The sequence below is a fragment of the Streptomyces amakusaensis genome, from assembly GCF_039532665.1.
GTDB lineage: Bacteria > Actinomycetota > Actinomycetes > Streptomycetales > Streptomycetaceae > Streptomyces > Streptomyces amakusaensis.
Genome location: NZ_BAAASB010000003.1, coordinates 527,656 through 540,221 on the forward strand (window position 1 = coordinate 527,656; position 12,566 = coordinate 540,221).

Annotated in this window: 9 protein-coding genes; 4 read left to right on the plus strand and 5 right to left on the minus strand. The window is 71.9% G+C overall.

Features of this window, described 5'->3' with window-relative positions; translation table 11 throughout:
- Positions 1–3 precede the first annotated feature (3 nt).
- Together ABD371_RS07495 and ABD371_RS07500 are read left to right on the plus strand one after the other, a co-directional pair.
- Positions 4–909, plus strand: coding sequence for a carbohydrate ABC transporter permease (locus ABD371_RS07495; protein ID WP_381733384.1), 906 nt, complete (start codon positions 4–6; stop codon positions 907–909).
- A gap of 62 nt (positions 910–971) precedes the next feature.
- Positions 972–2,228, plus strand: coding sequence for a glycosyltransferase 87 family protein (locus tag ABD371_RS07500; protein ID WP_344474036.1), 1,257 nt, complete (start codon positions 972–974; stop codon positions 2,226–2,228).
- A 4-nt stretch (positions 2,229–2,232) separates the two neighbouring features.
- Here the strand turns inward: ABD371_RS07500 and ABD371_RS07505 are convergent, their stop codons facing one another.
- The 3 genes from ABD371_RS07505 to ABD371_RS07515 form a co-directional block, all read right to left on the minus strand.
- Positions 2,233–3,465 carry a CU044_5270 family protein gene (locus ABD371_RS07505; RefSeq protein WP_344474038.1) on the minus strand — a complete coding sequence of 411 codons (1,233 nt, stop codon included), beginning with the start codon at positions 3,463–3,465 and terminating at the stop codon, positions 2,233–2,235.
- A 2-nt stretch (positions 3,466–3,467) separates the two neighbouring features.
- Positions 3,468–4,043 carry an RNA polymerase sigma factor gene (locus tag ABD371_RS07510; protein ID WP_344474040.1) on the minus strand — a complete coding sequence of 192 codons (576 nt, stop codon included), beginning with the start codon at positions 4,041–4,043 and terminating at the stop codon, positions 3,468–3,470.
- A gap of 172 nt (positions 4,044–4,215) precedes the next feature.
- Complete coding sequence (locus ABD371_RS07515) at positions 4,216–9,222, minus strand: NAD-glutamate dehydrogenase (RefSeq protein WP_344474042.1); 5,007 nt, start codon at positions 9,220–9,222, stop codon at positions 4,216–4,218.
- Positions 9,223–9,765: 543 nt separating this feature from the next.
- Between ABD371_RS07515 and ABD371_RS07520 the strand changes: the two genes are divergently transcribed.
- Positions 9,766–10,323: a DJ-1/PfpI family protein gene (locus ABD371_RS07520; protein WP_190125677.1), complete on the plus strand. Its 558-nt coding sequence runs from the start codon at positions 9,766–9,768 to the stop codon at positions 10,321–10,323.
- 134 nt (positions 10,324–10,457) lie between these two features.
- Here the strand turns inward: ABD371_RS07520 and ABD371_RS07525 are convergent, their stop codons facing one another.
- On the minus strand, positions 10,458–11,144 hold the full coding sequence (locus ABD371_RS07525; RefSeq protein WP_344474045.1) for an HAD family hydrolase: 687 nt from the start codon (positions 11,142–11,144) through the stop codon (positions 10,458–10,460).
- A 114-nt stretch (positions 11,145–11,258) separates the two neighbouring features.
- Positions 11,259–11,771, minus strand: coding sequence for a DUF6912 family protein (locus ABD371_RS07530; RefSeq protein WP_344474047.1), 513 nt, complete (start codon positions 11,769–11,771; stop codon positions 11,259–11,261).
- A gap of 291 nt (positions 11,772–12,062) precedes the next feature.
- On the opposite strand from ABD371_RS07530, the gene ABD371_RS07535 reads away from it, so the two are divergent.
- Positions 12,063–12,482, plus strand: coding sequence for an Rv3235 family protein (locus ABD371_RS07535; RefSeq protein ID WP_344474049.1), 420 nt, complete (start codon positions 12,063–12,065; stop codon positions 12,480–12,482).
- The last annotated feature ends 84 nt before the right edge of the window (positions 12,483–12,566 follow it).

Here is a 12,566-nt window from a genome sequence, read left to right on the forward strand (position 1 = left end):
CCGATGGCCCCGACAACGCCGACGAGCACGACGGGGGGCGGTGGCGCGGTGAAGGCGAAACGCTCCCTTCCGGCCCGGCTCGCGGCCCGGGCGGGCGGCGGCGCCACCCAAGTGTTCCTGGTGCTGGTGGGTCTGTTCTGGCTGATGCCCACCTTCGGACTGCTGCTCTCCTCGCTGCGCGGGCCCGCCGACATCGCGGAGAGCGGCTGGTGGAAGGTGTTCACCGCGCCCGCGCAGCTGACGACGGAGAATTACGCGCGGCTGCTGGAGAACGACGCGATCACCGGCTCGCTGGTCTCCAGCGTCATGATCACCGTTCCGGCGACGGTGCTGGTGGTGGTGATCGGATCGCTGGCGGGGTACGCCTTCGCCTGGATGGAGTTCCCGGGCCGCGACTGGTGGTTCATGGCGGTGGTCGCCCTGCTGGTGGTCCCGGTGCAGGTGGCGCTGGTGCCGGTGTCCGAGCTCTTCGGCCGGGTCGGGCTCTTCGAGACGACGCTCGGGGTGATCCTCTTCCATGTGGCGTTCGGTCTGCCGTTCGCGATCTTCCTGCTGCGGAACTTCTTCGCGGAGATCCCCCGGGAGCTGCTGGAGGCCGCGCGGCTGGACGGGGCGGGCGAGCTGCGGCTGTTCGCGCGGGTGGTGATGCCGCTGGGCGCGCCGGCCATCGCCTCGCTGGGGATCTTCCAGTTCCTCTGGGTGTGGAACGACATGCTGGTGGCGCTGATCTTCGCCGATTCGGAGAGCGCGCCGATCACGGTGGCGCTGCAACGGCAGGTGCGGCAGTTCGGCAACAACATCGACGTCCTCGCGCCGGGGGCGTTTCTGTCGCTGGTCATTCCGCTGGCGGTGTTCTTCGCGTTCCAGAAGCAGTTCGTGTCGGGGGTGATGGCGGGCGCGGTGAAGTAGCGGGCTGCCGCGCGGCCAGGAATGGCTAGAAAACACACCAAAGCGCACTAAAGTACCGGCCGATGACGCCCCTTCGGTTCGCCTCCCTGCAACCTGCCCCCCTCGCCATCGAGTACGGGACGGGGAACAGGCCCCGCCATGCCCTCGCGCTGGCCGCCGTCTGGGCGGCCACCCGCGTCGGCATGCTCGTCCTGCTGCTCGTCGACCACCTCGGCGACTCGGGCGTCGCGGGCGAGGTGCACCGGCTCTACCGGAGCTGGTACGAGCAGCTCGTCCACGGCGCGTTCCCGCTGAACGACGTCACCTGGCAGTACCCGCCCGGCGCGGCGGTCGTCTTCCTCTCCCCCGCCGCACTGCCCTGGCTGACCTACTTCCAGGCGTTCGTCGCCGTGGTCCTGCTCGCCGACGCGGTCGTCACCCTCGCCCTGGCCCGCTCCGGACTCCGGGGCTCCGGACTCCGGGGCTCCGGACTCCAGGGGGCCGGTCTCCAGGGAGCCTGGCTCTGGATCTGCGGACTGCCGCTGCTGCTGAATCTGCCGCTCGCCCGCTACGACGTGCCCGTCACCGCCTTCGCCGTACTCGCCCTCCTCGCGCTGCACGGGCGACCGCATCTCAGCGGGGCCCTCGCCGGGATCGGCGCGCTGCTCAAGGTGTGGCCGCTGCTGACCCTCCTCGGCACGCCCAAGGGGCGCACCACCCGTACCGTCTGGGCCTGCGCCGCCGCCTCCGCCGCCGTGCTGATGACCGTACTGATGACCGGCTTCAGCGACCCCCTGGACTTTCTGCGGCAACAGGGCGCGCGCGGGGTGCAGATCGAGTCGCTGGGCGGGACCGCGCTGCTGCTGGCCGGAGAGTGGGGATGGCCGGGGAAGGTGGCGTTCCAGTACGGCGCGTTCGAGTTCACCGGGCCGTACGTCCCGGCGGTGGCCCGGCTCTCGCTGGCGCTGAGCCTCGGCGCGATGTGCTGGCTGCTGCTGTGGCGGATCCGGGCCCGCCGCTGGACCCCGGCCACCGCCTACGACGCCGCGTTCGCCGCCGTCCTGCTCTTCACCGTCACCAGCCGGGTGCTCAGCCCGCAGTATCTGATCTGGCTGCTCGGCCTGGCGGCGGTCTGTCTGACCTCCCGGCACACCTGCCAGCGGCAGGTGGCGCTGCTGATGATCCCCGCGGCGGCGCTCAGCTCGCTCGCCTTCCCGCTGCTGTACGACCATGTCGTGGAGGGCACCGCGCTCGGCTGTCTGCTGATGGTGCTCCGCAACGGGCTGCTGGTCACGGCCGCCGTCCTCGCCTGCCGGCGGCTGTGGGCGGCGACCGTGTGAGCGTTCAGTCCCGGGCGGTGCGAACAGGCTCCGGCTCGGGCTCCGGCTTCTTCCGGGGGTCGTACGGGATGTGCATCTCCCGCTGGTCGTCCCGGTCGAACGGCGGAGGGGTGTCCGTCCAGCTCTGCCCGACCATGGTCGTGTACTCGATGATCTCGCCCTTCACCCGGCCGTGCCCGTCCCGGGTGGCCGCGGTGAGAGTGCCGAGCGGGGCCCCGGTCCTCCTGTCGAGGACGATCCGCTGCTCCGTGCCGGCCTCCTGATCGGGGATCGCCACCCCGTCGCCCCGCCGGCCCGAGCGGTCCTCGGTCCCGCCCAGCGAGCGCACTCCGGGCTCGGCGGCGAGCAGCCGGTAGGCGGCGGCACGCAGCCCGGGGGTGGCGGGCATGCCGACCGCGATCTCCAGCGCCTTGGCCGCCACCAGCCGCCGCAGGGTGTCGGGCGGCGCGTTGTACTCGGCGTCCACGAGTTCGTGCAGACGCTCGCGCAGGGCCTTGTCGTCCGTCGGCAGGGCGCGCAGCTCCGCGATCTCCAGGTCGCCCATCGGCATGGTGTCCGTGGCACCGCCGGGGGCGTCCTGGGTGATGAGGGCGGTGTCGTCCCGGGTCAGCTTCTCGAAGGAGCCGGCCACGTCCCAGGCGCGGGGCGAGCCGGCCCGACGCCAGGCGCGCTCGTCGTCGGCGGTGGCGGGGCGGGTGCCGGCGGCGGTGGAGCGGGACCAGCGCCGGTCGGCGTCCCGGGCCAGCCAGTACTCGGAGTCGCTCCGCCGGTCGACGGTGTAGCCGCCGCCCCCGCCGCTTTTGCCGTCGCCTCCCTCGACCCGGTGCAGCGAGCCGTGGCGCTGCCGCTGGTACCAGAACGCGCCCGTGGCGTCAGTGCCGCCGCCGTCGGCCTCCTGGCGTACGGCGGCGGCGAGCAGGAAGTCCCGTCCCGAGGCGGGCGCGGCCTCCCGGGAGGTCCCCGGGCCGGGGCCGCCGTCCCCGGCCGGGCCCATCAGCGTGGCGACCACGGCCGCAGCCGCCGCTGCCGCTGCCGACACCAGGCCGATGCCCCACCGGGGGCTCACCCGGCGGACGGCGACGGCCCGGGGCGACACCCCCGACGCCCCCGGCGGGCCGCTCATCGCCAGGGCCAGCTCCTCGGCCCTGACCCCGGGGTCGGCCGGGACCGCCGGGTCCAGCCGTGCGGGGCGGGCGGCGGCCAGCCGCCGCATCACATCACGTTCCGTCCGGTTCACCTTCACGCTTCCTCTCCTACGAGCTGGACCCGGCGGGCCCGGGTGCGCCCCTGGGGGACGGCGGCCCTGGCAGCCGGTTCGGCCAGGTCGACGGCCCTGGTCAGCCGCTTGCGGGCCCGGTGCAGCCGTACGCGCATCGCGGCCGACGAACAGCCGACGACGCTCGCCGCCTCGGCGGGGGTGAGCCCGTGCCAGGCCGCGAGGATCAGCACCTCGCGGTCGTCCTCGGGCAGCGTGGCCAGGGCGCCGAGCAGGGCGTTCCGGTCCGCCACCTCGTCGGCGACATCGTCCGCGCCGCCGCCGGGGGCGGACCGTTCGGTCCACTCCCCCAGCTCCGCCGCGAACGACTCGCGTCTGACCTCGGCGCGCACCGTGTCGCGCAGGATGTTGCGGGCCACGCCCAGCAGCCACGGCAGTGGTGTCCGCGGCACATCGGCCCAGCGCCGCCAGGCGACGGCGAAGGTCTCGCTCACCACCTCGTCCGCGATCTGCCGGCCGGCCCTGCTCACCGCGTAGGCCCACACCCGCCCGCGGCAGGCGTCGTACATCGCGGTGAAGCGGTCCGCTTCCTCGGTCACCGCCCGCACCTCCGTCCCCTCCGGGTTTCGTCTGTCATGGAGAAGTGGTGCGGCGGGGCCGATCGTTACAGCCGGGTACGCGGAATCGGCCCGGGTCACCGTAAACGGTCCGGGTACGCGGGAGCGCCCGCCCCCTCGGAAGGGTGACGGGCGCTCCGGGCGTTCGTACCGGCTAGCTGTGGGTCCGCAGCAGCTGGCGCATCGTCCGCATCGCCACGGACAGATTCGCCAGATCGAAGGTGTCGGAGCCCTGGATCTCCTCCAGGGTCGCCCGCGCGCGGCCCAGGATCGAGACGTTCTTCTCCTCCCAGGTCTTGAAGCGCTCCTCGGGCGAGGAGGCTCCGTCGCCGACGGAGAGGACGTCCGCGGTGAGCATCGCGTGCGCCGCGTACAGATCCTCGCGGATGGAGGCACGGGCCATCGACTGCCAGCGGTCGGCCCTCGGCAGCTCGATGATGCGGTCCATCAGCTGGGTGATCCGCAGCCGGTCGGCGAGGTCGTAGTAGACCTCGGCGACCGCCAGCGGGTCCTTCTTCGTACGGTCGGCGATGGCGACGATGTCCAGCGTCGGGAAGGCGGAGGAGAAGCCGGCCACCCGCAGCGCCAGTCCCTCCGGCACGCCCGCGCCGGTCAGCTCGTCCAGGATCCCCTGGTACCACTCCAGGTCCGCGCCGCGCAGCATCTTGGGCAGCTCGCCCCAGACCTGCTCCACCCGGGCGGCGAAGAATTCGACCGTCTCGGCGAGCTGCAAGGGCTGCGGCCGGTTGCCCAGCAGCCAGCGCGTGCCGCGCTCGACGAGCCGGCGCGAGTGCAGCCGGATCCGGGTCTGGACATCGGCCGCGACCTTGTTGTCCAGGGCCTCCACGGCGTCCCACACCGCGCTGAGACCGAAGATCTCGCGGGCGGCGGTCTGCGCGCGCACGACCTCCTCGATCGACGCGCCCGTCTCCTCCCGGAGCCGGTGCAGGAAGGTGGAGCCACCGGTGTTCACCGTGTCGTTGACCAGCACGGTGGTGATGATCTCGCGGCGCAGCGCATGGCCGTCGACGGCTTCGGTGTACTTCTCGCGCAGCGGCTTGGGGAAGTACGCGTGAAGCAGCCGGCGCAGATACGGGTCGTCCGGCAGGCTTGTGCCGATCAGCTCCTCCGCCACCGTGATCTTGGTGTAAGCGAGGAGGACGGCCAGCTCGGGCTGGCTCATTCCCTTGTTGTTGTTCAGCAGCTCACGGATCTGCCGGTCGTTGGGGAGGAACTCCAGCGACCTGTCCAGCTTGCCGTCCCGGCCGAGCCGGCGCATGAAGCGCTGGTGGGCGTGGAGGAGGGAGGGCGACTGGGCGACGGCGTTGGTGAGGGCGACGTTCTGCGCGTAGTTGTTGCGCAGGACCAGCGCGCCGACCTCGTCGGTCATCCTGGCGAGCAGCTGGTTGCGCTGCTTGACGGTCAGATCGCCGTCCGTGACCAGGCCGTTGAGCAGGATCTTGATGTTCACCTCGTGGTCGGAGGTGTCGACACCGGCGCTGTTGTCGATGGCGTCGGTGTTGATCCGGCCGCCGGTGCCCTCGGGCCCGCCGGTGCGGCTGAACTCGATCCGGCCCAGCTGGGTCAGTCCGAGGTTGCCGCCCTCGCCGACGACCTTCACCCGCAGCTCGTCGCCGTTGACCCGGATCGGGTCGTTGGCCTTGTCGCCGACATCGGCGTTGGACTCGGCGGTGGCCTTGACATAGGTGCCGATGCCGCCGTTCCACAGCAGGTCCACGGGGGCCTGGAGGATCGCCTTCATCAGCTCGGCGGGCGTCAGCTTGGAGACACCGGCCTCGATCCCCAGCGCCTTGCGGATCTGCGCGTTGACGGGGATGGACTTGGCGGTACGGGGATGGATGCCGCCGCCCGCCGAGAGCAGCGACTTGTCGTAATCGGCCCAGCTGGAGCGCGGCAGCTCGAAGAGGCGGCGGCGCTCGGCGTAGGAGGTGGCCGCGTCCGGGCTGGGGTCGATGAAGATGTGGCGGTGGTCGAAGGCCGCGACCAGCCTGATGTGCTCGCTGAGCAGCATGCCGTTGCCGAATACGTCCCCGGACATGTCTCCGACGCCGACGACGGTGAAGTCCTCGGTCTGGGTGTCGTGGCCCAGCTCGCGGAAGTGCCGCTTGACGGACTCCCACGCGCCGCGGGCGGTGATGCCCATGCCCTTGTGGTCGTATCCGGCGGAGCCGCCGGAGGCGAAGGCGTCGCCGAGCCAGAAGTCGTAGGCGACCGCGACCTCGTTGGCGATGTCGGAGAAGGACGCGGTGCCCTTGTCGGCGGCGACGACGAGATAGGTGTCGTCGCCGTCGTGGCGCACGACGCCGGAGGGCGGCACGACCTCGCCGGCGACCATGTTGTCGGTGATGTCGAGCAGGGCCGAGATGAAGGTCTTGTAGCTGGCGACGCCCTCGGCGAGCCAGGCGTCCCGGTCCAGGGAGGGGTCCGGGAGCTGCTTGGCGACGAAGCCGCCCTTCGCGCCGACCGGCACGATCACGGTGTTCTTGACCATCTGCGCCTTGACCAGGCCGAGGATCTCCGTCCGGAAGTCCTCCCGCCGGTCGGACCAGCGCAGACCGCCGCGCGCGACCTTGCCGAAGCGCAGATGCACACCCTCGACGCGCGGGGAGTAGACCCAGATCTCGTACGCCGGGCGGGGCGCGGGCAGATCGGGGATGGCCTGCGGGTCGAACTTCATCGACACATAGCTGTGGTGCTGCGCGGAGCCGCTGGCACTTTGGCCCTTCCTGTCGCTTCCATCGCCTGCGCTCTGGAAGAAGTTCGTCCGCAGGGTGGCCTTGATGACGGTGAGGAAGGAGCGCAGGATGCGGTCCTCGTCCAGGCTGGCGACCTGGTCGAGCGCGCCGTCGAGTTCTTCGAGGAGGCCGTCGGTCAGCTCGGTGCCCGCGCGCTGGCGCTCGGGGGACATCCGGGCCTCGAAGAGGGAGATCAGCAGCCGGGTGGTGTGGACATTGGTACGGAGGGTGTCCTCCATGTAGTCCTGGCTGAAGGTGGAGCCGGCCTGGCGCAGGTACTTGGCGTAGGCGCGCAGCACCATGGACTGCCGCCAGGTGAGGCCCGCGCCCAGCACCAGGGAGTTGAAGCCGTCGTTCTCGGCCTCGCCGGTCCAGACGGCGGCGAAGGCGTCCTGGAACCGCTCGCGGGCGTCGTCGCCGAGGTAGTCGCCGTTGCCCGAGGTGGGCGGCATCCGCAGACCGAAGTCGTAGATCCAGGCGATGGACCGGTCGGAGCAGCGCAGCTCGTAGGGGCGCTCGTCGACGACCTCGCAGCCGAGCCGCTGGAGGACCGGCAGCACGGCGGAGAGCGAGACCTGCTCGCCGGTGCGGTAGATCTTGAAGCGGCGCTCGCCGGGGCCCGCGCCGACCGGCTCGTAGAGGGAGAGCGCGAAGTTGCGGCCGGAGCTGGTGAGCGCTTCGAGGTGGACCAGGTCGGCGACGGCCGAGCGGGGCGAGTGGTCGGCCTTGTATCCCTCGGGGAAGGCGCTGCCGTAGAGCCGCAGCAGTTCGGCGGCGTGCTCCTCGCCCAGTTCGGCGGTGAGCGCGTCGGCGAAGCCGTCGGCCCAGGAGCGGGCGGCCTCCACGAGCCGGCCCTCGATCCGCTCGGTGTCGGCGTCGGTGAGGTGCGGCAGCTCGGTGCCCGGGGGGACCCGGACGACGAAGTGGATACGGGAGAGAATCGATTCCGTGTTCCACGCGGTGAAGTCGACGCTGGTGCCGCCCAGCTCCTCCTTGAGGATGTCGATCAGCCGCAGCCGCACCCCGGTGGTGTAGCGGTCGCGCGGCAGATAGACGAGGGCGGAGTAGTAGCGGCCGTACTCGTCCTGGCGCAGATAGAGCCGGAGCCGGCGGCGTTCCTGGAGGTAGAGGACGCTGGTGACGATGGCGCGCAGCTGGTCGACGGGGGTCTGGAACAGCTCGTCGCGCGGGTAGGTCTCCAGGATCTGGAGCAGGTCGCGGCCGTCGTGGCTGTTGGGCGAGAAGCCCGCGCCGTCGAGGACTTCGGCGACCTTCCGCCGTACGACCGGGACCCGGCGGACGGACTCGGTGTACGCGGCGGACGAGAAGAGGCCGAGGAAGCGGCGCTCGCCGACCACATTGCCGTCGGCGTCGAACTTCTTGACCCCGACGTAGTCGAGATAGCTGGGCCGGTGCACGGTGGCCCGGCTGTTGGCCTTGGTGAGGACGAGCAGCTTGTGCTCACGGGCCTTGGCGCGGGCGTCGGCGGGCAGCCGGCTGAAGGAGGGGCTGACGGGGTGGTCCTCGTCCTCGCTGTGGGGCGGGTCGGAGCGGAGGATGCCCAGGCCGGTGCCGGGGACGGCGGCCAGCGCGTCGGTCTCGGTGAGCTGATACTCCCGGTAGCCGAGGAAGGTGAAGTGGTCGGCGGCGAGCCAGCGCAGCAGCTCGCGGGCCTCCTCCACGTCCTGGTCGAGGAGATCGTCGGCGACCGGCTCCTTCGGCAGCTCGTCGGCGATGCGCAGCGCGGCCTCGCGCATCTTCTCCCAGTCCTCGACGGCCTCGCGCACGTCGGACAGGACGCGCAGCAGGTCGGAGGTGATCTGCTTGAGATCGGCGCGGTCGGTCTCGCGGTCGATCTCGACATGGATCCAGGACTCGACCAGGGCGTCGTGCGGGAGGGCCTTGGCGCCCTTGGCACTCCGGCTGTGCCGGTCGGTGTGGAGGACCTCGATGAGCTTGCCGGTCACATCGCGGCGGACGGTGACCTGCGGGTGGATCACGACATGGATGCCGCGGCCCTGCCGGGAGAGCTCATTGGTGACCGAGTCGACGAGGAAGGGCATGTCGTCGGTGACGACCTCGACCACGGAGTGGCTGCACATCCAGCCGTTCTCTTCGACGGTCGGGGTGTGAACCCGCACATTGGCCGTGCCCTGGGGGCGATTCTCGGCCAGCCGATAGTGGGAGAACGCCGCCCCGTAGACGTCGACCGGGTCGCGGTCGGCGAGGTCTTCGGGGGCTGTGTGCAGGTAGTAGCGCTGGAGGTAACCGAGCAGGGTGTCCCGGTCCGGACGCTGCCCACGCTCGGACCCGGCGGGGAGGCGTCCCCCACCAGGACTGTTCTCAGCTACCCGGGCGGCCCGTGCGAGCAGCTCGGCCTTGGCTTCGTCCAGCTTGGTCTGCATGTCCTCTGACTCCTGTCGCGCGCCGTTGCGTGACGTAGGGGGAAAGTGCGGCGCGACGCCACGACACGGGGTGTCCGGTCCTGGTCGGCGTCGTGCCGCGATGAGAGTTGTCCGGGCCGCGTTCGAGAGAGAGGAACGACGGGGCCGGCAGAGACGGATCACCGATCGCCCGGGCGCTGTGGCGTTCCGGGCGCAGGCCGGGGGCTTCGCTGCCCCCAGGGCGTATCGCGCTGATCACTGCTCCAGGCTATCCCCCCAGCCCCCTGAACCGTCATGAGCCTTATGTGTACAAAAGCGGGATGGGAAGTTTGACGCTTCGGACAGCGACACAGACCCTCTCGGCGGGCAGTCCCTCGCAGTGCAGGTTGGCGGGGGTGGAACGGGGTGGTGGCGGTGGTTCCGCGCCACCGCGAACCTCGTTTCCCCGCGGCCTCGTGTGTCCGGTTTCACATGCCTCATAAGGGGTGCGATGGGCCCTTCGGGATGACTCACGGCACACTGCGGCCATCCGAAGCGGTCCAGTCCGAGAAGCGGGAGCAGCTCATGGCACCGAAGATCTTGATCGTCACCGGCGACGCGGCCGAGTCCCTGGAAGTCCTCTACCCGTACCAGCGGCTGCTGGAGGAGGGGTACGAGGTGCACATCGCGGCTCCCGCGCGCAAGAAACTCCAGTTCGTGGTGCACGATTTCGAGCCGGGTTTTGACACCTACACCGAGAAGCCGGGTTACACCTGGGAGGCCGATCTGGCCTTCTCCGAGGTCGACCCCGGGCAGTACACGGCGCTGGTCGTCCCGGGCGGGCGGGCCCCGGAGTATCTGCGCAACGACCCGGAGCTGCGCAAGATCACCAAGGCGTTCTTCGACGCCGACAAGCCGGTGGCCCAGATCTGCCACGGCCCGCTGCTGACGGCGGCGACGGGCGGCCTGGCGGGCCGCAGGGTCACCGCCTATCCGGCGCTGGAGCTGGACATGCAGGCGGCAGGCGCGAGCTTCCAGGACTCGGAGGCGGTGGTGGACGGCACCCTGGTCTCCTCCCGCGCCTGGCCGGACCACCCGGCGTGGATGCGGGAATTCCTGAAGGTGCTGCGCGCCAAGGGCTGAGCCGGGAGCGGGGAGGCGGCGGGAAGGGGCGCACGGCGGGTCCCGGCCCTCGGGTCCCAGCCCTCGGGGGCCGGTCTCCGCCGGTGCCTGTGAGACCGGCACGGCCGGTGGCGGGCGGGGCGACTCGCGGTGGCTCAGGCCACCAGGCGTATCGCTTCCTCCACCGCGTGTTCCAGGGTGTCCACCACGGGCACCCCGGCCGCCTCCAGGCTGGCGCGGCTGTGCGAGCCGCCGGTGAAGAGCACCGCCCGCGCGCCCACGTGGGCCGCCGCCACCGCGTCGTCCAGCGCGTCGCCGATGACCACCGTGCGCTCCGGGGAGACGGTCTCCGTCAGCGCCTCCAGATGCCGTCGCATGTGCGGCGCCTTGGAGCCCCCGGAGGGCCCGGTCCGGCCCTCGACCCGTATGAAGTGGCTCTCGATGCCATAGCCCCGCACGACCGGGACCAGTTCCTCGTGCCCGTACATGCTCAGCAGTGACTGGCTGTGGCCGGCCAGCCGCCATTCCTTGAGCAGCCGCTCGGCGCCGTCCGTCAGCCCGCAGCCCACCCGCCGCTCGCTGTAGTGGCGGTGGAAGACCTGGTCGGTGATCTCCCACTCGGCGGCCGTCGGCGGCCGGCCGAGCACGCTCTCGTAGAACCGCGGTATCGGGATGCGGTACAGCTCCCGGTAGCGCTCCAGCGTGATCGGCGCGAGGCCGATCTCCGCGAACGCCGCGTTGGTCGCGGAGACGATGGCCACCGCGTCGTCGAGCAGCGTGCCGTTCCAGTCCCAGACCAGATGCGTCCCGGGGCTCCCCGGGGCCCCGCTGTGATTCCCCATGCCAAAACCGTACCCGCCCGGTCTGACAATGGGCCCGCCATTTCGCCCGCCCTCCGCGCCCGGCGAGCGGCTCGGCCCGGACCCGGGTCAGAGCGGACCCGGGTCAGACCGGGCTCAGGCCCGGCCGACGAGGTTCGGGATCTCCTGGACCCCGTACCAGAGCAGCTCGTGGTCCTCCGCGCCGTCCACGGTGGACAGGGCGTCCCGGTCGCCCCGGTCGGCCGCCTCCAGCGCCCGGACCGCGGCGGTCACATCGCCGACCGCGCCGTCCGCGTCCGCGTGGACCGCGGCGGCCTTCGCCAGCGGCACGGCGGCGGCGATCCGCACCTCGCCCGGCTCGCCGGGCTCCGGGGCCCGGTCGGGGGCGCCGCTCACGTCCTGGTCCCGTACGTCCACGGCCACGACGACCCGCCGCGCGGGCCCGCCGGGCGCAGCGGCGATCAGGCGCAGGGAGGCGGCGGCGGCCCGGCCGAGCGCCGCGTACTCCAGCTCCTCGATGTCGTCGGAGGCGTACCACTCGCGCAGCCCCGGGGTGACGCCGTACGCGGTCACCGGGCCGGGGCCCAGTTCGCCCTTCATGTGCGCCTCTGCGAGACCGGAGAGGGTCAGGGGGACGTACACGCGCATGGCTGGCCGCTTTCGTAGTCGGAAGACGCCCTCAGGATACGTGCGGGGTAACTCTTTCGGGCTGCCGCCGTCGCCCCTCGCACAGCCGTCCCGGACCCCGCCGGGCGCTCTCGCTCCCCGCCCCGACCAGGGGCGGAGCGATGGTTGCGCACTCGGACGGGTGAATTTCCGGCGGGCCGGCCCGGGGCCGCGCGCCCATTGCGGCGGCGCGGTTGACCCCGTAGAAGGTCACCCAACAAGTTACCGACCGGTATTCATTCGGGTCGGGTCCGGTGCACAGGGGGGACACGCATGAACAGGACAAGGCCCGCGGGCCGGCACGACCGGCGGCGGCCCGCCGGGGTCACGGCGTCGGCGACGGCCCGGGCCCGGCGGCAGCGCCCGCACTACTGGTTCGCCGACCGGCTGCTCGCCGTGCTCAGCGGCCAGCGCCCGGTGCACTGGATGCTCGGCCACACCATCGGCGACGCCTACGAGCAGCTGGTGCGCCTCGCCCCGGGAGCGCCCCTGCTCCCGGCGGACCGGGTGACCCCGGTCGTCCGGCACTGCGGCGAGTACCACCCCGGACCGGGTGTCATCGAGGCGTTCGCCCGCATCGGCTCGGGAGACCGCGTCAGCGCGATGGCCTTCCGCCTCGAACAGGGCCGGGACCAGCGCTGGCGCTGCTCCGCCGTGGAGCTGGGCGGCGAACGCGTCACCGCCGCCCGCTGAGGGCCGTCCGCGGCCCTCGGCGGCCCCTGGGAAGACGAAACAGCGGGCCGGACGCCTGAATGGCGTCCGGCCCGCTGCCGGGTG